Genomic DNA, 20,659 nt, shown 5'->3' on the forward strand with positions numbered 1-20,659 from the left:
GCTTCTTGAAGCCCGGGCGGTTCGTCCTACGCACCGCCCGGATGCTCTTGAGTACACGCTCTAGAGTACTCAGTATCCGTTTGGCAGCCTGAAAGGTGTTCATATGCAGCGTTCAGTGACAGAGTTTCTTCGTCCTCGCGATATCAAGGTCGAAGAAATCAGCGCACATCATGCCAGGATCGTTCTCGAACCGTTCGAGCGCGGCTTTGGCCACACCCTGGGGAATGCACTGCGTCGCATTCTGCTTTCATCCATGCCCGGCGCTGCCGTGGTAGAGGCTGAAATTGCCGGTGTCGAGCACGAATACAGTGCCCTCGAAGGGGTGCAGGAAGATGTAATCGAAATCCTCCTGAACTTGAAAGATGTTGCGATCAAGATGCACAGCCGCGATGAGGCGGTGCTCTCGCTGAACAAGCAGGGCCCAGCCGTCGTCACCGCTGGCGACATTGCGCTTGATCATAGCGTCGAAATCGTCAACCCGGACCACGTCATTGCACACGTCAATGAAGGTGCCGAGCTGAAAATTCAGCTTAAGGTGGCGCTGGGTCGTGGCTACGAACCGGCTGACGCCCGCGGCTCTGATGAAGAGACGCGTGCTATTGGCCGCCTGCAGTTGGATGCCACCTTCAGCCCTGTCCGCCGCGTTTCCTACTCGGTCGAAGCCGCTCGTGTCGAGCAGCGCACCGACCTCGATAAGCTGATTATCGACCTGGAAACCGACGGTACTCTGGATCCGGAAGAGGCTATCCGCCGCAGTGCGACCATTCTGCAAGAGCAGCTGGCCGCCTTCGTCGACCTGGAAGCTGATAAAGAGCAGGAAGTCGAAGAGGAAGAGGATCATATCGATCCGATCCTGTTGCGCCCCGTAGACGATCTTGAGTTGACCGTTCGCAGCGCGAACTGCCTGAAAGCCGAGAATATTTATTACATCGGTGATTTGATCCAGCGCACGGAAGTGGAGCTGTTGAAAACCCCGAACCTCGGCAAGAAGTCCTTGAACGAAATCAAGGATGTCCTGGCAGCGCGCGGTCTTTCCCTTGGCATGCGGCTGGAGAACTGGCCACCCGCGAGCTTGAAGGACGACAAGGCCTCCGCGTAAGCGTCGACTTGAGTCCCAGTTTGGTAAGGAATCACAACCATGCGTCATCGTAAGAGTGGTCGTCAATTAAACCGTAACAGCTCGCACCGCCAGGCCATGTTCAAAAACATGTCCGTGTCGCTGGTCGAGCACGAAGTCATCAAGACAACCCTGCCCAAGGCCAAGGAACTGCGTCGCGTTATCGAGCCGCTGATCACCTTGTCCAAGCAGGACAGCGTCGCGAACCGCCGTTTGGCATTTGCCCGCACGCGCTCTAAAGAAGCCGTCGGCAAACTGTTCAACGAGCTGGGCCCGCGTTACGCCGAACGTCCCGGTGGCTACATCCGCATTCTCAAGTGCGGTTTCCGTCCAGGCGACAACGCGCCCATGGCGTACGTCGAACTGGTCGACCGCCCGGCCGTCGAAGAAGCCGCTGCGGAAGAGTAAGACCGCACCGCTTTTGAAAGCCCGCTTTTGAAAGTCGAGTGAAAGCCGGCCCCCTGGGGGCCGGTTTTTTTATGCGTGCTACTAAAACAGACCCTTTTCTCACTTTAGAATACGTTTACTGTGATCGGGTACGTGCTAACCTGAGCGCTTGGGACGAAGGCCGTGAGTCCCGGGCATTGAGATCAATTAAAGCGAGTAGCAAGGGGCAGGTATGGCAGCGAGGGGAGTGACTTCAAACACCGCCATGCGGTGGTGGCTAATGTGCGCCGTCGCCATGGCGGTGTTGGTACTGGGCAGTACTGCTCATGCCGACGGTAACCCGCGCTATGCGGGCATCGTGGTCGATCTGGAAAACGGTGAAGTGCTCTACTCGGAAAATGCCGATTTGCCGCGTTATCCCGCCTCGCTGACCAAGATGATGACCATTTACATGGCCCTCGAGGCGGTCGAAAACGGCGATTTACGCCTCGACCAACCGCTCGCGGTCTCCGCCCAGGCCTCCGCCATGCCGGCCACCAAGCTGTGGCTCTCGGCGGGCAGCAGCATCCCGCTGGATACCGCTATTCGCGCGCTGACCGTACGTTCGGCCAATGACGTGGCCGTCGTGGTCGCCGAGGCGGTGGGCGGCAGCGAACAGCGCTTTGCAAATATGATGACCGCCAAGGCGCGGGAGCTTGGCATGCACAGTACTACCTTCCGCAACGCCTCGGGCCTGCCCGACGACGGCCAGATCACCACTGCCCGGGACATGCTGATTCTCTCGACCCGAGTGATGCAGGACTTTCCCCAGTACTATCACTACTTCGGTCTACAGGAGTTCAGCTACAAGGGGACCCGTCATACCAGCCACAACCGCCTGGTGCGCGACTACCCCGGTGCCGACGGTCTGAAAACCGGTTTTATCCGTGCCTCGGGCTTTAACGTGGCGACCACGGCGGTGCACGATGGCCGGCGCATGATCGCCGTAGTCATGGGCGGGTTCAGCTCGTCGTCGCGGGATGAGCACATGGCCGACCTGCTCGATCGCAGCTTCGCCAGGGCCGGGCTTCGCGATAACCCGTCCTGGCTTGCCGATACCAATTTCTCCCGCGAGTTCATGAGCTTCCCTGGGCTCTCGGCGCCGCTCACCACGCCGCCGCCCAGCATGCCGCCTTCTCCTATTCTGGCCAATGTGGATACGAGTGCGCGGGCACCGGCCGCTGCCGCCAATCAGGCGCCCGCACCCCAGCCCTCCCGCGCAGCACCCGTCACGCACCACGACCCGCTGCAAGCGTTGATCGAAGAACAGCAGCAAACCATGGCCGATCCGCTTTCCGTGGCCAGCGCCAACGGCGGTTGGGGTATCCAGGTGGGCGCGTTTAGCCAGGCGAGCCACGCCGAACAGCTCGCCCGCCAGGCCGCTCAGCGCCTGCCCAATGACGTGGGGGGCCGCGCCGCGGTCGATACCGTCGAGGGCCATACGCCGGTGTTCCGCGCCCGCGTCGTCGCACTCGACGAAGCGCGCGCCATTGCCGCCTGCCAAACGCTGCACGCCCAGGGCATGGACTGCATGGTGGTCAACGCAAGCCTTTAACGTTAAAGGCTTGCGTCGCGCCTAAAAAAGCCCCGCTAACAGCGCGTTAGCGGGGCTTTTTGTTTAGAGCTCTACCCGAAAGCGTACACGTTCATGGCCAACACGCCGTACTCGACGCTGTGGTGAAGCTGGCGGGAATCGCATCCGGCCCCTATGGCCACCAGTAGCGGAAGAAAGTGTGCCGGCGTGGGGTGGTGACGCCGCACCTCGGGGACTGCCAAGCTCGGCCACCTTCACGAAGGCGCAGATATGCTCGAGTTGGTGCTTCACCGTTTGAACGCCAGGGCGGCCTGGTAGGGGTCGGGCGTGCCGCAAATGGCCGAGATCACCGCCAGGCCGTCGGCGCCCGCGTCGAACACGGCCTGGGCGTGCGCCGCCTTCAGCCCGCCGATGGCAACGCTTGGCAGGTGACTCGCCTGGGTGAGGGTTGCAAGACCTTCAAAGCCCAGTGGCTTGGCGTGGTCCTGCTTGCTGACGGTGGCGAACACCGGGCCGAACCCCAAGTAGTCCAGCGTATCCAGCGGGGCGTTTTGAAGCTCCGCCAGGGTGTTGATGGAAAGCCCGAGTAACGCATGACGCCCTAGCGCCTGGCGGGCGCTGAGCACCGCGGCGTCGCTTTGGCCCACGTGTAGCCCGTCGGCATCGCTTTCGAGTGCCACATGGAGGCGGTCGTTGATGATCAGCGGCACGCCGCTACCCGCCAGCAGTGTTTTCAGGCGTCTGGCCTGGTCGATCATGGTCGCATCGCTTGCGTGCTTGTCGCGAAGCTGCACGACGGTGACGCCACCCGCCACCGCAGCCTCGACCGTTTTTTCGAGCCCGTAAGCACTGCAGAGCGTCGCGTCGGTCACCAGATAAAGCGAAAGATCGAGGCTCACCGGGGCGCTCCCTGGCTGTTGGCCTGGTCGACGTTCTCCCAAAGGCCCTGACGCGATAGCGTATCGGGTGTCAGTTGATAGAGCGCATCCAACAGCTCGACCTGAAAGCTACCCGGGCCGCTGGCTTTTTTCCCCGCCCGGCTGCCTGCTAGTGCAAAGCCGGCAAGCGCGGCCACGCTTGCTTTGAAGGGTTCCTCGGGCGTGGCGGCAACGAAACCGGCCACGATGGCGCTAAGCCCGCAGCCTAGCGTAGTCACGCGGGGCATCAGCGCGTGGCCACCGGTGACCCGGGCATGTTGGGTGCCATCGGTGATGAAGTCCTGCTCGCCGGTCATGGCCACGACACAGCCGTGCCGTTGGGCAAGCGCGATGGCAGCGTCGTCGGCCTGCTGGACATTGGCGGCGGCGTCCACGCCGCGGCCGCGACTTTCAAGCCCACAAAGGGCCAATATTTCCGAGGCGTTGGCGCGAATGACCGTGGGCTCGAGGGCCAAAAGCTCTTCACAAAGCCTTTGGCGATACGCCGTGGCGCCCACCGCGACCGGGTCCAGCACCCAAGGCGTTGTTTGGCGCCTGGCTACCTCGGCACAGGCCATCATCGACGCTGCCCAATGCGGGGAGATGGTGCCGATATTGATCGAAAGCGCATCCGCGATCGCCGTGAACTCCGGCGCTTCTTCCTGGGCATGCAACATGGCAGGCGAGGCGCCAATGGCCAGCACGAGGTTGGCGGTCGAATTCATGGCCACGAAATTGGTCATGCAGTGTACGAGCGGCGTCGCATCATGTAGCGCGCTCAGGTAGCGTCCAAGGGGGGGTAGAGTCATGGCGTCCTCCCGGGCGGGAGGTGGTGAGAACACCACGACTCCCTACGCCGGTACTATCCGGTTCAGGTTCAAAGGGTACGTCTCAGCCCGTTGCCGGGCGCCCCTGTCGTGGGTCTACTATCCGGATACTAAGGTGGCTTGTAAAGCCATGGCGTGTATCTAGTGTACGGCATCCATGGCGTGCTGCTGTAAGGTGATCAGCGGGATGATGTCGAGGGTTTTCTCATGCGTGCCGGACAGAATGACCGGCGGGGCCAAACCGACATCGGCGGCTTCCTGCCAGCGCTTGGCGCAAAGACACCAGCGGTCGCCCGGCGCCAGGCCCGGAAAGCCGAACTCCGGGCGCGGTGTAACAAGGTCATTGCCTTGCGCCTGGGAGAACGCTAAAAACTCTTCTGTCACAATGGCGCACACCGAGTGTACGCCGATGTCATTAGGACCTACGCGACAAAAACCGTCGCGGTAGAAACCTGCTTTTGGGCTATGGCAGCAGGGTGTTAAAGGCTCACCGAAAACGTTACGGTCACGAGACATGATGCCTCCTGAAAGCAGGGCTGGAATTAGCCAAAGTCTGCCCTCATGGTTAAGTTTGTATGTCGAGCGGGCGTTGAATGTGCGTTGCACCTGTATCAATTAGACTACAGCCTTGTACAAAGTCTCGGTTTCGTCAAAGTTTCGCGTTAAATAAGGAGTGTTCCATGAGTTTCCAAGGCGAGCAGCATCCCGGCGTCGTACCCGCGCCGGCCAACACGCAAGGTTTTCGTCTCAACCACACCATGCTGCGGGTGAAAGACCCACAAACGGCGCTGGCGTTTTATTCGCGCGTGTTTGGCATGCAGGTACTGCGCCGGCTCGATTTCGACGAGATGCAGTTCTCGCTCTACTTTCTGGCCAATGTCGAAAACGACGAGCAGATTCCCGAAGATACCCGGGAGCGCACGGCCTGGACGTTCAGCCAAAAAGGCCTTTTGGAGCTGACCCACAACTGGGGCACCGAAGAGCAGGCAGATTTCGCCTATCACGACGGCAACGCCGAGCCCCAGGGCTTTGGTCATATCTGCTTTAGCGTGCCGGATCTCAATGCCGCCCAGGCCTGGTTCGACGTCAATGAGGTAACGTTTGTGAAGCGCGCCGAACAGGGCAAAATGAAGGATGTCATCTTCGTGAAAGACCCGGACGGCTACTGGATCGAGGTCATCCAGGCGGACTTGATGGCCGAGAAGGGCGACTAGCGTGGCGCATCTGCTTTTTCGGCTGCGCCACGTCACCGATGAAGAGGCGTCGGAGGTGCGCGCGCTACTCTTTGAGCGCGGCTTCGATGTCTACGAGACCCAGGCGGGCTTTTTCCGGTTGGGGGTCGATGCGATCTGGCTGCGCGATGAAGGCCAGCGCGAGGCCGCCGACACGGCGCTTGCCGAGTACCAGCAGCGCCGCCAGCAAAGCGAGCGCCACGCCTTCGAGCAGGCCAGGGCCCGGGGCGAGGCGCCGACGCTATGGCGGCGTTTTATGGCTCATCCGCTTCAGGTGGTGCTCACCCTCGTCGCGGTGGCGTTGATTGTGTTGCTGACGCTGTTGCCGTTTCTGGGCCTTGGCGGCCTTTAGCGGGCTACGCCGCGGACAGATGCCCGCGCTTGAGGTACAGGCGCACGCCGTCGCTTCCCGCCTTGAGCGTAGGCAGTGACCCAAACGGATAGCGGCACCAACTGCCTGCCGGGTACTCGGTGCCGCCTTCCCAAAGCACACCCTCCAGCACGAATATCTCCAGCCCCTTGCTCAGTTGCGGGTAATTGACGGTCACATCGGCTTCCCACTGCTCGAGGCTTACCCGTTCCTGGCCGTGGGTGTGCAGCATTTTATAGCGCACGCCCTTGCGCTGGTCGGGCTGCCAGGGTAGGCGGTGCGCGGGCATCGCAACGCGTAGCGTGTCGGTGTGCTCGAACTGGTGAAGCTTGACCAGAATCAGCGCCCCCTCTTCGCCTATTTGCGGGGTGTGGCCGGTCCCGATAGGGTTGCGCAGGTAGCTGCCCGCCGGGTAGCGGCCGTGTTCGTCGCCAAACACGCCTTCCAGCACGAAAATCTCTTCGCCGCCGCCGTGTACGTGGCGCTCGAACTGGCTGTGCGGGGCATAGCGCACAAGGCTCGTTGCCCGGGCGACCTCATCGCCGATGCGGTCCAGCATCATCCGCTCAACCCCGGCACTGGGGGAATCCACCCACTCGTACTCAGCAGGCATCACACAGGCAAACCGGGAAAAATCGGCGTTTAAACGCATGGGCTGACTCTTGTTCACCAGGAAAAGAGGCTAAGTCTCCTCATCCCGCGGCAAAAATGCAACGCATAAACGATAGGGCTGCGTTGAGAGAAGGGCTCGTGGCAGGGCGTCGAGTGCATAAAAAAGCGCCCCGAGGGGCGCTTTGAATGACGCGAGAGCGATTCGATCAGTGGCTATGTTCGTGATCATGGCTGTGCTCGTGCTCGTGCTCGTGCTCGTGGCTATGATCGTGATCATCATGGCCGGGCTCGGCCAGGGCGCCGTGCAAAAGCTCGGCGTTGTGGCGCATCATGCCAAGATACGTGCTTGCCTCGCCCTCGGCGGCCAGGGCGTCGGCGTAAAGCGTGCCGGCCACCTCGAGGCCCGTCTCCTCGGCGAGCTGCTCGATCACCGCCGGATTGGTCATGTTCTCGTGAAACAGCGCCTGGACGCCTTCATCGTTGATCACGTCGACCAGCGCGGCCATACCGGCGCCGCTGGGCTCCACCTCGGTGGAGAGGCCCGAGGGCGAGAGAAAGCGCACGCCGTAGGCGCTGGAAAAGTAGCCAAACGAATCATGGCCGGTGATCACGGTGGCCGAGGCGGGCACCTCCTCGATCAAGGCGCGAATCTCGCGGTCGAGTTCGGCCATCTCTTCCAAATAGCGCTCGGCGTTGGCGCGGTAATCGTCGGCGTTCTCTTCGTCCACCTCGATCAGCCCATCGCGAATGTTGGCGACATACATCTCAGCCTGGACCATATCCTGCCAGGCGTGCGGGTCGGAATCGCCGTGCATGTGGTCGTGGTCGTGGGCCTGCTCGCTTTCGTGCGCATGATCATGGCTGTGTTCCTGCCCGTGGTCATGATCGTGGTCATGATCGTGACTATGGTCGTGCCCATGATCATGCTCGTGTCCATGATCATGGCCGTGATCGTGGGGGTGATAATCCAGCGCCTCGATACCGTCGGTCGCCGTGACCAGCGGGCCCTGGTAGTCGCTGGAGTCCAGTAGCCGGTCCATCCAGCCTTCGAACAGCAAGCCGTTGAACACCACCAGGTCCGCCTCGGCCAGCGCTCGCGCATCCCCCGGGCGCGGCGAGTAGACATGGGCGTCGCCGTCCGGGCCGACCAGCGAGTTCACTTCGACGTGCTCGCCGCCTACGTTTTCGACCATATCGGCCAGAATGGAGAAGCTGGTGACCACCTGAACGCGCTCAGCGGCCATGGCAGCAGGTAGGGCGAGCAGGGTAGATACGCCCACCAATAGCGGGGCAAAACGTAGCGACATGACGAAACTCCTAATGCGTATGAGAATGCTCGAGCGGCGCATCCAGCGGCGCCGTTTTACGGCGTAACCGGGCGGCCAGGCTGTGGTAGCGGCCAAACAGCGCCGAGAAGAAATACGCCACCCCCGCCAGCAAGATGATGCTCGGCCCCGAGGGGATATCCAAATGATAAGAGAGCAAAAGTCCCCCGGTGCTGGCGATCATGGCCAGCACCACGGCAATGCCCATCAGCCCTTCCAGGCGTTTGCTCCAAAACCGCGCGGCGGTGGCGGGCAGCATCATCAGGCCCACGGCCATCAAGGTGCCCAGTGTCTGGAAGCCCGCCGTCAGGTTGAGCACCAGAAGCGCCAAAAAGACGCTATGCACCCAGCCGTTGCGTCGGCTTTGGCCGCGTAGAAACAGCGGGTCGAGGCATTCGACCACCAGCGCGCGGAAGATGAACGCCATGATGAGCACAATGAGGGTGCTGATACCGGCAATGAGTAAAAGCGCAGTGGAGTTGATCGCCAGAATCGAGCCGAACAGCACGTGGGTAAGGTCCACACTGCTACCGCCTACCGAGATCAACATGACCCCGGCAGCCAGCGAGATGATGAAAAAGCTCGCCATGGCGGCGTCTTCGCGCTGACCGCCCATCTTCGAGACCGCCCCGGCCAGCAGCGCCACCATCAGCCCAAACAGCACGCCGCCGATGCTCATCATCGGCAGCGAAAAACCGGCCAACAGAAAGCCCAGTGCTACGCCGGGCAGGATGGCGTGGGCCATGGCGTCGCCGATCAAACTCATGCCGCGCAGCACCAGAAACACGCCCAAGGGCGGTGCGGCGATGGAGAGCGCCAGGCCCCCGACCACCGCGCGGCGCATGAAACCGTAGTCGAACGGGGCGATCAGCCAGGCATTAAGCAGTTCCAGCATGGAGACCCCCTGCGTTAAACGGCACGCTTTGAGCGGGCATATGCGGTTCGGCGATCGCTTCCGGGGCGATCCAGCGGCCGTGGCCGTGGTTGAGTATCAGTACTTCGTCGGCCAGGCGCTTCAGGTGGTCCATGTCGTGCAGCACGATAATCAGCGTGACGCCGTTCTCGGCCATCTGGCGCAGAATCGTCACCAGAATGTCCACCGTTTCGCGATCCACGTTGGCAAAGGGCTCGTCGAGCAGTAAGAGCTCGGCTTCCTGCATCAGCGTGCGCCCGATCAGCGCGCGCTGGCGTTGCCCCCCGGAAAGCTCGCCAAGCGGGCGGTGGGCCAGGTGGGAAATACCCAGCCTTGCCATGATGTCGCGCCCCTTGCGGTAGTGCGCCGCACAATACCCTTTGAGCGCGCCGTGGCTTGGCCAGGTGCCGGTCATGACCAGCTCTTCCACGCTCATGGGAAAGGTCAAGTCCAGCGCCAGCTGTTGCGGCAGCCAGGCGCGGCGCTCCGGGGCCACGGTGCACTTCACGCTACCCGAGACCGGACGTAGCTCGCCCATCATGGCCTGTATCAGCGTGCTCTTGCCCGCGCCATTGGCGCCGACCAGGGCGGTAATCGCCCCGGGTAGAAAATCACCAGTGAGCTGTTCGAGCACCATGCGCCGGCCCTGGGCCAGGTGAAGGTCGTGCAGCTGTAGCCTGGTGTGGTCGCGATGGCTCATCGGCCCCACCCGCCGGCCCAGAACACCAGTAGCCAGAGGGCGGCGATAGGCACCGCCACCAACAGCAGGCGGCGAGTGGCCGAGAGTGACATCAGCGAAAAGTGGCAAGGCCCTTCGCGATTATGGCGATGTGGATGGTGGCTCAACGTCTCTCTCCTCGGCAGAGCGATTAGGTTATAACATAACACTTTTGAGTGTCAAAAAATTGCCGAGTATTTTACCCGCTTCACCGCCTTTGACAATGACCGCGCCAATATGCCGGTTTACTCCCGCGCCGCCAGCCGCGCTGTTTTTTGACATTCGACGAGCGCGGGCGAGCACTGGACAGCGGCCTTTAAAGTTGTTTCAAAGGTCGTGGAGGTGGGGCAGGGCCGGCCCGGTAAGCCGGCCCAGCTGGTCAAAATCCACCCGGCCGAGCTCGTCGTCGTAAAAGACCTTCTCGCGGTGCGTATTGCGCACGACGTGGACACGGTTCGGCTGGCCCCGCTCGTCGAGATCCAGCACCCAGGCAAGATAGCCGTGGGAGAACGCGACCAGGCTGCCCAAAGGGTAGAAGCCATGGCGCTGTACGTAGCGCGTGACCCAGTGCTGATCGAAGCGCTCCGGACGATTGTAGAGAAAGCGGTACGCCTGGACGATATCCAGCGGCGGGCGATCGCCGCGCACGCGGGTCATGGCATCGATCACATCGATGACCGCCGCCATGCGTGCCAGCGTCGAGATCGCGTCACCTTTGAGGCCCCGCGGGTAGCCCGAGCCATCCAGGCGCTCGTTGATCGCCCCGATCACCTCGCGCTCCAGCGGCCCGCACGGGTAGCCCGCCTGCTCGAGCGCGCTTAACAGCGTATCGACGTGGGCCTGAAGGCGTAGGCGCTGTCGCTCGTCCATATCGCTTTCAAGCGACGGCAGCGCCTCGTCGATCAGCATCGCCTTGCCCATATCATGGATCAGCGCCGCCCTGACCGCCCGATGGGTATCGTCCGCCAGCGTAGGCTCCGCCAGCATCAGGTCGGCCAGCTTGCCGGCCACGTTCACCGAGTGCTGCATCCAGGCGGGTTCGTCCCGCAAGCAGGTCAGGCTATAGAAAAATGCCTGGCGGCCTTTGCCGTGTAGCTTGATGAGCTTGTTGGCGCTGCGTTCCAGTCGTTCGAACGGCAGCGGCTGGCCGCCTTGTAAGGCCAGTAGAAAAAGGTGCAAGTCGCGCGTGATTTCGCGCAATACCGAGACGGCGCGGGAGGAGCGCTGAGGGCGGGTGCTCGACCGGCGCCGCGAACGCGCTTTGGCGTCCGGCGAGGTATAGAGCTCGGTCGGCGACACCAGGCGCGAACCTTCCCCGCTTCGCCAGGCGATTTCCCGCTCGGTGGTGAAGACGATCTGGATCAACTCCTGCTGATGCGGGCGGTCCAGGCCTTCGAAGGCGAGTCCGATCGCCGCCTCGTTGGTATAGGCGATGGGCGTAATATGGCGTACCGAAGCGCTGGAGGTGAAGCGCTCGCCGTTGGGAAAGGTCAGTACGACGCTGGGAACCACCGCCTCTTCGGTCAGCGGGACGCACTTCCCGAGCGGCAACTGTACAAGGCACCCGCCACCGGAAATATCGCGTAGTTTCGATGTAATAGGCGGCTGGCTGGCAAAAAGCGACAGCGCCACGTTCACCGGCATATCCTTTCGCAATTTGATGCGCGCTTGCCCCCGCCGGGCGGCGGTAGTCAGGCGTTGGGGGAGCGCGGCGCGAATCGTCAGCGCCTCGCCACAACGTTCAGCCTGGCGGACCTTGAAGTTATCAAAACTCAGAATCTGATCGTTTTCGGCTTTCAGCGTTATCGCGCGCTGTGCGAGTGTGGCGGGGTCGAGGCTGCCCGCGTCGGTCACGACCAGGGCCAGCTCGCCGGTTTCAAGACTTAGGTTTTCCAGGTGCGCCGGGTAATCCGGTGGTTGGCCATCGAGGGTCACCGTCAATGCATGGCGGCTATCGTCCAGGCTCGCAAGCACTTTGGCGATATGGCGCGCGTCCACCAATTCGATACTATCAACACTATGTTTTAAAGCCGTACTCATGGGTTTCTCTTGACCCTTTTTGCTTGGCGCGGCCCGTGTTCATGGGCCGCGCTGTCCCCTGTTTCACGTCGTATTCAAATTCAGCTTAACGCTTAATAGCGCCAGGTCGCGCCCACCTGATGGGGGGCTAGCGTCAAAGCGTATTCACCCTTGAGCGTGATTGGGCCCAGCGACACTTGGGCAGGTTGAAAGCGGTTAATGGCCGAAGAAGCCTGATTCGGTTGCGTCCAAATTTGGAGCTCGTTGACCAGCATGCCCGAGGCGAAGTTGATCGCCGCGTCGTCACCGCGGCCGTCGGCGGCGATCACCCCTGCCGCCAAGCCGTTGACCACCAGCGAACTCACCCGGGCGCCAAGGCCCCGCCGCGCCCGCTCGGCCTGGGCGAGCTCGAGGCCCAGCGCCTGCACGCCGCTCAGTTCACCGCTGGCTTTCAAGCGCTCGTAGCGCTCGAGGGCCGCCGGATGCGGCTGGCGGTCCGTCAACATGCCGCCCAGCGCCAGGGCGGATTTCACCGCGCCCACGCGCGCGTCATACCGGTCGTCGCGGTCGCTTGCCTCGCTCGACTGGTAGGCGTTCACCGCCAGGCTCGTCGCGTAGACGCCCGTCCAACCCCACTGCCAAAGGTTGGCCTGGCGCGCACCGTTTTCGAACACCTCATCGTACTGCGCCCAGTCATTGGTGGATTGCGCGTGAACCGGAAGGGCGAACGCGCATACGAGCGCGCAGAGCCAAGGGTGTAGCCGCATGGTCGTGAACCTGTTTATGGGTGGTAAAAAAGTCACGCTAAGCGTAGCACGCAACGAGAAAAACGAGCGTTTAATTAAGGTGCTTTAGGCTTAAGTATAGCGAGGGCCAGTGGCGTTTCAGGGCTAGTCTTATCTGCCCTTGTACTCGAACTTTCACACCGTGCTGTAAAAAGGCTTTAACCAAGAGCCAGTTGATTCGGCCCCACCGCTTGGGGGTACTTCGTCATAAGCGGTGGGGCGCACGCTGAATTAGCGTAGGCGGGGCTTACTTTTCTTCTTCCCAGCGCTCCATCGCGCGCTTGTCATCCGGCAGGCGTACGATGTCGTCGATGTTGAGTTTGCCCTGGGTTTTGTGGCGGTGGCCGTGTTCGTCGAGGATGGCGGCCACGGTGCCGATGCTGACGGCGTCTTCTTCCCGGTAGGTTTCTACTTTGACGCGTACGATACGGCGCTGGTAGCGGGCGGAGAGAATGGCGCCGGGGTAAGGCGGGGTGTGGTTGGGGTCGCCCTGGAAGTAGGCCGCGACGCTGGCGCTGCCGGGGTCGTCCCATTCGATGTGTTGATGCATCCTCAATATCCTTTTGTCGAGTGAGTGATGAGCTTAGTGTAGTTTGTCGTCATGGGCCTCGCCTACTGGCCGTCCCATTCGCCGTTATCGGGTGTTTCCTCGGCGCCAACGTATTGAAACAGGAAGGTAAGCGCCGCGGGTAGGCTGGCACGCCATACGCGCCAGGTGTGCCCGCCGGGGTAAAGGTCCAGGCGTACCTGGCCTGGTTGAATGCGCTCGATTGCCTGGCGCAGCTGGCGGGCGTGATATTCGGCGTCGAACTCATCGCGGCGGCCCGCGCTGATATAAAGGGGCACCGGGGGCGTGGCGCTGGGTTCGTTGTTGGCGCCCGGCGCGACCGCCAGGCGGTAATCTTCCAGGTGAGCCGGATAGTTGAGCCGCTGCCAAAGCGCCTGATCGAACTCGCCCTGGGCGTCGAGAAAGGCCGGGTGGCGGTGCGCCGAGGAGTTGCGCGGCGGTGCGGGGACGTAGCTTGCCGGGCTAAGTGCCGCTACCGCGGCGAACAGGTCCGGCCGCTCGAGGGCGAAATTCAGCGCGCCGTACCCGCCGGCCGAGAGCCCGGCCACACCGCGCTTGGCGCGGGTGGTGCCTACGCGGTAGGTGGTTTCGATATGCGGCATCAGGTCGTCGAAAAAGGCGCGGCGAGCAGGCTCGTTATAGCCATCGACCCACCAACTGCGGCTGCCCGGCATGACGAACACCGCCGGGGGGAGGTGCCCGGCGTCGATCAAACGGTCGACAGTTCGAGCCAGCTGCCCCCGGCTGACCCAGTCGTGTTCGTTGCCGAACGAGCCATGCAGCATGTAGACCACCGGGTAGGGCTCGGCGGCATCTACTTGGTAGCCGTCGGGCAGGTAGAGCGTGTAAGGGTAGTTATCACCCAGCACCGGGGAGGGGAACGCGTGGCGCGAGACCTCGCCGGCCAGCGCCGGGGCACTGAGTAAAAAAGTACTCATAACGACAGTGAGCGCACGCGCTGAGCGCATAAGACAAGCCGCAATAGGGTGAAGGGGCACACTGCCTCCGAGTGTTCATGACAAAAGGGATGTGACCAGCGGGGCTGGCTGCGCTATTAGCATAGCAGCGCCTCAAGGCAGGAGGCTTGGATGCAAAAGGTCGAGGAGATTTATTGGCTGCGCGCCTACGGATGCGCGGCGGTTTTCCTGTTTCATTGGCTGGACCATCTCAATCAACGCGTGGACACTCTGACCACCGATTTGATGCGTATCCCCCTGGTGTTGGGAACGCCGGTTTTTTTGTTTATCTCCATTTTCGTGTTCGCGCTTCGCTACGCCCGCCAAGTGCCGCCGGGGTTTTTATGGCAACGCGTCAAGTACGTGATGCTGCCCTACGTAACGTATGGGTTTATCTACGCCACCGCCGAGTGGGTGCGCCTGAACATGGGCGGGACCTCGGTGGGGTATTTAAGCGTTGCCCGGGAGTACTTTCTCTACGCGGGCTGGCACGGCTACTTTCTGATTATCGCCATGCAGTTCTACGTGGCGTACTGGTTGTTTGCCCGCTGGCGGCTGTGGCGGTTCGACCCGGTGCCCGGGCTTTGGGTGAGCTGCGTGGTCAGCATGGCGTATTGGGGCACGGCCTATTGGCTCGAGGTGGCGCCGCCAGGCTATCTGCTTTGGGTCGCCCCGCTTGGCTGGGTGTATCTGTTCTTTTTGGCGCTGGTGCTGGTGCGCTACTACCAGCCGGTAGCGCAAGGCGCGACAAGACCCCGCCCGCCGCGCTGGATGCAAGCGTTCTCCTCCCCGGTTTGGCTGGCCGGGGCGGTGGCGCTGATCGTACTGGCAACGCTCCCCGGCTGGCTGGTGTTCACCTCCAAGGAGGTGTGGGTGATCCCGCTGTTCGTGTTGGCAACGCTTTGCGCCATGCGCTACCTGAAAGGGCGCCCCGCGCCTGCGTGGATGCGCACGATCAACCGCTACTCTTTCGGCATTTATCTCGCCCACCCGATGTTTTTTGCCATTGTCGATACGGTGGTCGGCGTAGAAACCCTGCCGCTTTTCCTTTACGCGCTGCTGTTGATCGTCGTGGGCGTCGTGGGTTCTATCGGGCTGAACAAGATCGCGAATACCACCACGTTGACCACCATGCTCTTTGGGAAGCGCTTGAAGGTGTAGCAAAGAGGCGATCACTCCGTGCTGGCGCACGCATTTGGTTCAATAAAGGTTTTTATGAACCATTTTGGTGCGCTTAAAAGTGGCTTCTGAGCCCCGTCCCGGGGGCGTTGATTTAGACGCGCAACATCAGGGCAGCTTTCGGGTTGAGAAAATCATTTTTAAAACAAAGGCTTGGTAAGTCACCATGCCATATTGGTGCAAAGTTGGCACGCTACATGCTTATTAAACGGCAACGGCTGGCGTCGTAGGCAAACGCCTCACAGCGTGCTACAACGATAGTCGGTTTATTTTAATCGCTGGTCACGGGGCCTGGTTTGAAACTCGCCCCAATGCGAATACACAACAAAGGCGTGCTATACGCTCGCGGCGTATCAACGGTTTTGTTCAACAATACGTTTAATAGATCGCTTAACAGTACACGCTTTAAGCCACGCTCATACCGGAGACGGAGAACAGTATGTCAGCCAAGACGCTCGCGCTAATCGAAGAAAATGAAGTCAAATGGGTAGACCTGCGTTTCACCGATACGCGCGGTAAAGAGCAGCACGTCACCGTACCGGCACGGGACGTGGACGAAGAGTTTTTTGAAAACGGTCAGATGTTCGATGGCTCCTCCATCGAAGGCTGGAAGGGCATCAACGAATCCGACATGATTCTGCGCCCGGAAGACGGCACCGGCTTTCTCGACCCCTTCACCGAAGATGCCACGCTGATTTTGCGTTGCGACATCATCGAGCCGGCCACCATGCAGGGTTACGATCGCGACCCGCGCTCCATCGCCAAGCGTGCCGAAGCCTATCTCGAGTCCACCGGCCTTGGCGACACCGCGTTTTTCGGCCCGGAACCCGAGTTCTTCATCTTCGACGAAGTACACTGGAAGACCGACATTCAGGGCTCCATGTACAAGATCTCCTCGGAAGAGGGCGCCTGGGCGACCGACAGCCAGATCGAAGGCGGCAACCTGGGCCACCGCCCGCGTGTGAAAGGCGGCTATTTCCCGGTTCCGCCGGTGGACAGCTTCCACGACATTCGTGGCGCAATGTGTAACACCCTTGAGGCGATCGGCCAGAGCGTCGAAGTGCATCACCACGAAGTGGCGAACGCCGGTCAGAACGAAATCGGCGTCAAGTTCAACACCCTGGTGAAGAAGGCCGACGAAGTTCAGGAAATGAAGTACGTGATCCACAACGTGGCCCACGCCTACGGCAAAACCGCGACCTTCATGCCCAAGCCCCTGGTCGGCGATAACGGCTCCGGCATGCACGTTCACCAGTCGTTCTGGAAAGATGGCGCCAACCAGTTCGCCGGCGACGAGTACGCGGGCCTTTCCGAAATGGCGCTTTACTACATTGGCGGCATCATCAAGCACGCCCGTGCCCTGAACGCCTTCACCAACGCTTCGACCAACTCCTACAAGCGTCTGGTGCCGGGTTTCGAAGCGCCGGTCATGCTGGCCTACAGTGCGCGTAACCGTAGTGCGTCGATCCGTATTCCGTACACGGCTAGCCCGAAAGGCAAGCGTGTCGAAACGCGCTTCCCCGACCCGACCGCCAACCCCTACCTGGCGTTCGCGGCCATGCTGATGGCGGGTATCGACGGCATCAAGAACAAGATCCATCCTGGCGATGCCATGGACAAGAACCTGTACGACCTGCCGCCGGAAGAAGGCAAGGCCGTACCGACCGTGGCCTCGAGCCTGGACCAGGCGCTGGAAGCCCTCGACGCTGACCGCTCCTTCCTGACCGAAGGCGGTGTGTTCACCGACGACATGATCGACGCCTACATCGAGCTCAAGATGGAAGAAGTCACGCGCATGCGTATGGCAACGCACCCGGTCGAGTTCGACCTGTACTACAGCTGCTAAGCTCTAACGTTAGGGGCACCCTTGAGGTGTTACTGACTCAAAACCCCGCCTCGGCGGGGTTTTTTTATGGGGAGAACATGGGCATGCGTGTCATTGGCATGGCGAAGTACGCGCGCCTGGCGGCGTTGCTGTTGGGGCTTTCGCTGACGGCGGGAAAGCTTCAGGCGCAAACGGTGTACCGCGTGGTGGATGAAAGCGGCCGGGTCACTTATACCGACAACCCGGAGCGCGGCGGCGAGGCGATCACGCTGGCGCCGCTGCCCGGGGTCGAGCGGACGTCGCCGCCACCGTCTTCGAGCCCGACAAGGGCCCGGCCCGGCCAGCCCTTCATGCCCTACGACCGGTTTGTGATCGCCAACCCTTCGGCCGAGGCGCTGATTCGCGATGCCATGACCCCGGTCGAGGTGTACGTTGAGCCGGCCCTGCGCGACGACCATCAAATAAGGCTTCTGGTGAACGGCGAGGTCAGCCAGTCGGCGCTGCACAGCGACGCGTTTTGGTTGACCGGCTTGCCGCAAGGGCACCACCGGCTTCAAGCCGAGCTGCTCGATAGCCAGGGGCGCGTTCAGCACCGCACTGACGCGGTGAGTATTACCGTCGCGCCGCGCTAATATGCACTAAAATGGTGCGAATGCGCGGCGTTAACCGGGCGGCGCTGCGCTATTAAACGCCGCGTTGCGCCGCCTTAATGCGTTAAAGCCGTGCATGACAGCGCTAGCGCCCAATTGGCGCGCTTTTTGCAATTCCTCTTAAAACATCACACAGACATTGCACCACACGATGATCAAGCCACGCGAATTCTTAGGGGGCTCCTCAGGACACGCCATGTATCAGCGTTTACTCGAACACCTCACCACTGCAGTGCTGCTGCTGGACGGTGAACTGCGCGTCTGCTGGATGAACCCGGCCGCCGAAGCGCTACTGGCGGTCAGTATTAGCCGCGTCAAGGGCATGAGTCTGGATACGCTGCTGGGCTGTGGCGAAAGTATCGATAATGTATTGGCCAAGGCGCGCGACGCCTTTCACCCTTATACCCAGCGCGAGGCGCGCATTACCCCGCTCAACGGCGAGCCACTCACCGTGGACTACACCGTCACGCCGCTTTCGCCTGGCGAGCTTCTACTCGAAGTGGAGCCGCGGGACCGGCTAATGCAGATCTCCCGGGAGGAGGCGCTGACCACCCGCCAGGAAACCATCAAGGTGCTGGCCCGGGGCCTCGCCCACGAGGTGAAAAATCCGCTGGGCGGTATTCGCGGCGCGGCCCAGCTTCTCGAGCGCGACCTCGACGACCCGGCGCTTCGTGAATATACCCATATCATCGTTCAAGAAGTCGACCGGCTAAAAGACCTGGTCGACTCCATGCTCGGCCCTCATCACATTACCCGGCACGCGCCGGTCAATATTCACAAGGTGCTCGAGCGCGTGCGCACGCTGCTGCTCGCCGAGCACCCCGATGTGGTCATTTCGCGGGATTACGACCCCAGCTTGCCGGATCTTTCCGGCGACGAATCCCAAATGATACAGGCGGTGCTGAACGTGGCGCGCAACGCCGTCCAGGCCATGAGCGAAGCCGAGACGCCCTCCCCGGAGCTGATTCTGCGTACCCGCGCCAAGCGCCAGTTCACCCTGGGCGCGGAGCGCCATCGGCTGGTGAGCGAAGTGGGTCTGATCGATAACGGCCCGGGTATCCCCGAGGCCCTGCGCGCGACGCTTTTTTACCCCATGGTCTCCGGGCGCGCCGAAGGCAGCGGCCTGGGGCTCTCCATTGCTCAGTCGATTCTGCATCAACATCAGGGATTGATCGAATGCGACTCACACCCCGGACGTACCGAATTTCGTCTGTTAATTCCGTTGGTCAATCACATTACCGGAGACGCGTCATGACTGAGGCGACACAAACCGATGTTTCACGGGTGGTCATCGTCGATGACGACCGCGCTATCCGTTGGGTGCTGGAGCGCGCCCTGGCGCAGCCGGATCTTGACGTCGAGTGTATCGAGCGCGCCGATACCGCCCTTGACCGGCTCTTGAGCGACCCGCCGGATGTGCTGGTCACCGATATCCGCATGCCGGGGATCGACGGGCTGGATTTGCTCTCGCGCGTGCGCGAGGCGCATCCGGATCTACCGGTCATCGTCATGACCGCCCACTCGGATTTGGACAGCGCCGTGGCCTCCTATCAGGGCGGGGCTTTCGAGTACCTGCCCAAGCCTTTCGACGTGGACGAAGCGCTGGCGCTGGTGCGTCGTGCGGTCGCCCACGCTCGCGAGCGTCAGCGCCCGGTCAGCGTGCCGGAAGGTCTCAACGCCGAGATCATCGGCGAGGCGCCGGCCATGCAAGAGGTGTTTCGCGCCATCGGGCGGCTGTCGCACTCGCACATTACGGTGTTGATCAACGGCGAGTCCGGTACCGGTAAGGAGCGCGTTGCCCAGGCACTTCATCAGCACAGCCCTCGCGCCGGCCACCCGTTTATCGCGCTGAACATGGCGGCGATTCCGAAGGATCTCATCGAGTCCGAACTGTTTGGCCATGAAAAAGGCGCCTTTACCGGCGCCGGTGCGCAGCGCCAGGGCCGTTTCGAGCAGGCCAACGGCGGCACGCTTTTTTTGGATGAGATCGGCGACATGCCCGCGGAAACGCAGACCCGCTTGCTGCGCGTACTGGCCGACGGCGAGTTCTATCGGGTGGGCGGGCATACCTCGGTGAAGGTCGATGTACGTATCATCGCCGCCACCCACCAGAACCTTGAGTCCTTGGTGGACGAAGGGCGCTTTCGCGAGGATTTGTTCCACCGCTTGAACGTGATCCGGGTGCACCTGCCACGGCTCTCCGAGCGCCGGGAAGATATCCCGCGGCTTACGCGTCACTTTCTGGCCGAGGCCGCCAAGGAGCTTTCGACCGATATCAAGGTGCTCACAGCGGACGCCGAGACACACCTGACCAAACTCCCCTGGCCGGGTAATGTCCGCCAGTTGGAAAACATCTGCCGGTGGCTAACGGTCATGGCGTCCGGGCGGGAGATATTGATCGAGGACTTGCCCCCGGAGCTGCGTACCATCAGCGCTTCGTCCGTCGGGGGCCAAAGCGATTGGCGCACGGCCTTTCGCGGCTGGGCGGATCACGCCCTGGCCGAAGGCCACACCCACCTGTTGGAAGAAGCGGTGCCGGATTTCGAGCGGATTTTGATCGAAACCGCGCTCAAGCACACCGGCGGGCGTAAGGGCGAAGCCGCCGAGCTTTTGGGCTGGGGGCGCAATACGCTGACTCGCAAGCTAAAAACGCTACTGCCCGCGCTGGCGGATGAAGCCTAACTAA

The 20,659-nt window shown here is 61.7% G+C and carries 23 protein-coding genes and 1 riboswitch; of the genes, 10 read left to right on the forward strand and 13 right to left on the reverse strand.

From position 1 onward, the window contains the following. Nucleotides 1-103: 103 nt before the first annotated feature. The 3 genes from ACWHRL_RS00995 to ACWHRL_RS01005 all read left to right on the forward strand — a co-directional run bounded on the left by ACWHRL_RS00995 (nucleotide 104) and on the right by ACWHRL_RS01005 (nucleotide 3,098). A complete protein-coding gene (locus ACWHRL_RS00995; protein ID WP_252105880.1) occupies nucleotides 104-1,099 on the forward strand; it encodes a DNA-directed RNA polymerase subunit alpha in 996 nt (331 codons plus the stop codon). Nucleotides 1,100-1,138: 39 nt separating this feature from the next. Then, the gene (rplQ, locus tag ACWHRL_RS01000) at nucleotides 1,139-1,525 is read left to right on the forward strand and encodes a 50S ribosomal protein L17 (protein WP_447527434.1); all 387 of its coding nucleotides are present in this window, start codon (nucleotides 1,139-1,141) and stop codon (nucleotides 1,523-1,525) included. A gap of 244 nt (nucleotides 1,526-1,769) precedes the next feature. Then, complete coding sequence (locus ACWHRL_RS01005) at nucleotides 1,770-3,098, forward strand: D-alanyl-D-alanine carboxypeptidase (RefSeq protein WP_447896138.1); 1,329 nt, start codon at nucleotides 1,770-1,772, stop codon at nucleotides 3,096-3,098. Nucleotides 3,099-3,169: 71 nt separating this feature from the next. Here the strand turns inward: ACWHRL_RS01005 and ACWHRL_RS01010 are convergent, their stop codons facing one another. The 4 genes from ACWHRL_RS01010 to ACWHRL_RS01025 form a co-directional block, all read right to left on the reverse strand. Continuing rightward, nucleotides 3,170-3,319, reverse strand: coding sequence for a hypothetical protein (locus ACWHRL_RS01010; RefSeq protein WP_447894872.1), 150 nt, complete (start codon nucleotides 3,317-3,319; stop codon nucleotides 3,170-3,172). A gap of 45 nt (nucleotides 3,320-3,364) precedes the next feature. After that, entirely contained in the window at nucleotides 3,365-3,976 is a 612-nt protein-coding gene (thiE, locus tag ACWHRL_RS01015) for a thiamine phosphate synthase (RefSeq protein ID WP_447894873.1), read from the reverse strand. Beyond that, nucleotides 3,973-4,803: a hydroxyethylthiazole kinase gene (gene thiM / locus ACWHRL_RS01020; protein WP_447894874.1), complete on the reverse strand. Its 831-nt coding sequence runs from the start codon at nucleotides 4,801-4,803 to the stop codon at nucleotides 3,973-3,975. The genes thiE and thiM overlap by 4 nt, the downstream gene beginning before the upstream one ends. Nucleotides 4,804-4,825: 22 nt before the next feature. Beyond that, nucleotides 4,826-4,918, reverse strand: a riboswitch (TPP riboswitch). Nucleotides 4,919-4,962: 44 nt separating this feature from the next. After that, the gene (locus ACWHRL_RS01025; RefSeq protein ID WP_447527438.1) at nucleotides 4,963-5,337 is read right to left on the reverse strand and encodes a DUF2237 family protein; all 375 of its coding nucleotides are present in this window, start codon (nucleotides 5,335-5,337) and stop codon (nucleotides 4,963-4,965) included. 164 nt (nucleotides 5,338-5,501) lie between these two features. On the opposite strand from ACWHRL_RS01025, the gene gloA reads away from it, so the two are divergent. Further along, a complete protein-coding gene (gene gloA, locus ACWHRL_RS01030; RefSeq protein ID WP_447894875.1) occupies nucleotides 5,502-6,035 on the forward strand; it encodes a lactoylglutathione lyase in 534 nt (177 codons plus the stop codon). Between the two features lies 1 nt (nucleotide 6,036). Continuing rightward, nucleotides 6,037-6,405: a DUF6164 family protein gene (locus tag ACWHRL_RS01035; RefSeq protein WP_447894876.1), complete on the forward strand. Its 369-nt coding sequence runs from the start codon at nucleotides 6,037-6,039 to the stop codon at nucleotides 6,403-6,405. A 4-nt stretch (nucleotides 6,406-6,409) separates the two neighbouring features. Here ACWHRL_RS01035 and ACWHRL_RS01040 read toward each other — a convergent pair whose 3' ends face one another. From ACWHRL_RS01040 to ACWHRL_RS01080, 9 genes are all read right to left on the reverse strand, one after another. Beyond that, nucleotides 6,410-7,075 carry a cupin domain-containing protein gene (locus ACWHRL_RS01040; protein ID WP_447894877.1) on the reverse strand — a complete coding sequence of 222 codons (666 nt, stop codon included), beginning with the start codon at nucleotides 7,073-7,075 and terminating at the stop codon, nucleotides 6,410-6,412. A 166-nt stretch (nucleotides 7,076-7,241) separates the two neighbouring features. Continuing rightward, the gene (locus ACWHRL_RS01045) at nucleotides 7,242-8,342 is read right to left on the reverse strand and encodes a metal ABC transporter solute-binding protein, Zn/Mn family (RefSeq protein WP_447894878.1); all 1,101 of its coding nucleotides are present in this window, start codon (nucleotides 8,340-8,342) and stop codon (nucleotides 7,242-7,244) included. Nucleotides 8,343-8,352: 10 nt separating this feature from the next. Continuing rightward, complete coding sequence (locus ACWHRL_RS01050) at nucleotides 8,353-9,255, reverse strand: metal ABC transporter permease (protein WP_447894879.1); 903 nt, start codon at nucleotides 9,253-9,255, stop codon at nucleotides 8,353-8,355. Beyond that, on the reverse strand, nucleotides 9,239-9,973 hold the full coding sequence (locus tag ACWHRL_RS01055) for a metal ABC transporter ATP-binding protein (protein ID WP_447894880.1): 735 nt from the start codon (nucleotides 9,971-9,973) through the stop codon (nucleotides 9,239-9,241). Before ACWHRL_RS01055 ends, ACWHRL_RS01050 begins: the two co-directional genes overlap by 17 nt. Beyond that, the gene (locus tag ACWHRL_RS01060) at nucleotides 9,970-10,119 is read right to left on the reverse strand and encodes a hypothetical protein (protein ID WP_447527445.1); all 150 of its coding nucleotides are present in this window, start codon (nucleotides 10,117-10,119) and stop codon (nucleotides 9,970-9,972) included. The genes ACWHRL_RS01055 and ACWHRL_RS01060 overlap by 4 nt, the downstream gene beginning before the upstream one ends. Before the next feature lie 199 nt (nucleotides 10,120-10,318). After that, entirely contained in the window at nucleotides 10,319-12,031 is a 1,713-nt protein-coding gene (locus ACWHRL_RS01065; protein WP_447894881.1) for an HD domain-containing phosphohydrolase, read from the reverse strand. 92 nt (nucleotides 12,032-12,123) lie between these two features. Further along, on the reverse strand, nucleotides 12,124-12,777 hold the full coding sequence (locus ACWHRL_RS01070; RefSeq protein ID WP_447527447.1) for a hypothetical protein: 654 nt from the start codon (nucleotides 12,775-12,777) through the stop codon (nucleotides 12,124-12,126). Between the two features lie 265 nt (nucleotides 12,778-13,042). Then, entirely contained in the window at nucleotides 13,043-13,345 is a 303-nt protein-coding gene (locus ACWHRL_RS01075) for a hypothetical protein (protein WP_447894882.1), read from the reverse strand. A gap of 62 nt (nucleotides 13,346-13,407) precedes the next feature. Continuing rightward, nucleotides 13,408-14,301, reverse strand: coding sequence for an alpha/beta hydrolase (locus tag ACWHRL_RS01080; RefSeq protein ID WP_447894883.1), 894 nt, complete (start codon nucleotides 14,299-14,301; stop codon nucleotides 13,408-13,410). 150 nt (nucleotides 14,302-14,451) lie between these two features. Between ACWHRL_RS01080 and ACWHRL_RS01085 the strand changes: the two genes are divergently transcribed. The 5 genes from ACWHRL_RS01085 (at nucleotide 14,452) to glnG (ending at nucleotide 20,655) form a co-directional block, all read left to right on the forward strand. Beyond that, nucleotides 14,452-15,480, forward strand: a complete 1,029-nt coding sequence (locus ACWHRL_RS01085; protein WP_447894884.1) for an acyltransferase family protein — start codon at nucleotides 14,452-14,454, stop codon at nucleotides 15,478-15,480. A gap of 457 nt (nucleotides 15,481-15,937) precedes the next feature. Next, a complete protein-coding gene (gene glnA / locus ACWHRL_RS01090; RefSeq protein WP_447894885.1) occupies nucleotides 15,938-17,344 on the forward strand; it encodes a glutamate--ammonia ligase in 1,407 nt (468 codons plus the stop codon). Nucleotides 17,345-17,370: 26 nt separating this feature from the next. Continuing rightward, nucleotides 17,371-17,955 carry a DUF4124 domain-containing protein gene (locus tag ACWHRL_RS01095; protein ID WP_447894886.1) on the forward strand — a complete coding sequence of 195 codons (585 nt, stop codon included), beginning with the start codon at nucleotides 17,371-17,373 and terminating at the stop codon, nucleotides 17,953-17,955. Between the two features lie 214 nt (nucleotides 17,956-18,169). Next, entirely contained in the window at nucleotides 18,170-19,228 is a 1,059-nt protein-coding gene (gene glnL, locus ACWHRL_RS01100) for a nitrogen regulation protein NR(II) (RefSeq protein ID WP_447894887.1), read from the forward strand. Further along, the gene (gene glnG / locus ACWHRL_RS01105; RefSeq protein WP_447894888.1) at nucleotides 19,225-20,655 is read left to right on the forward strand and encodes a nitrogen regulation protein NR(I); all 1,431 of its coding nucleotides are present in this window, start codon (nucleotides 19,225-19,227) and stop codon (nucleotides 20,653-20,655) included. The genes glnL and glnG overlap by 4 nt, the downstream gene beginning before the upstream one ends. Nucleotides 20,656-20,659: the final 4 nt, after the last annotated feature.

This window comes from Vreelandella sp. GE22, assembly GCF_968212445.1.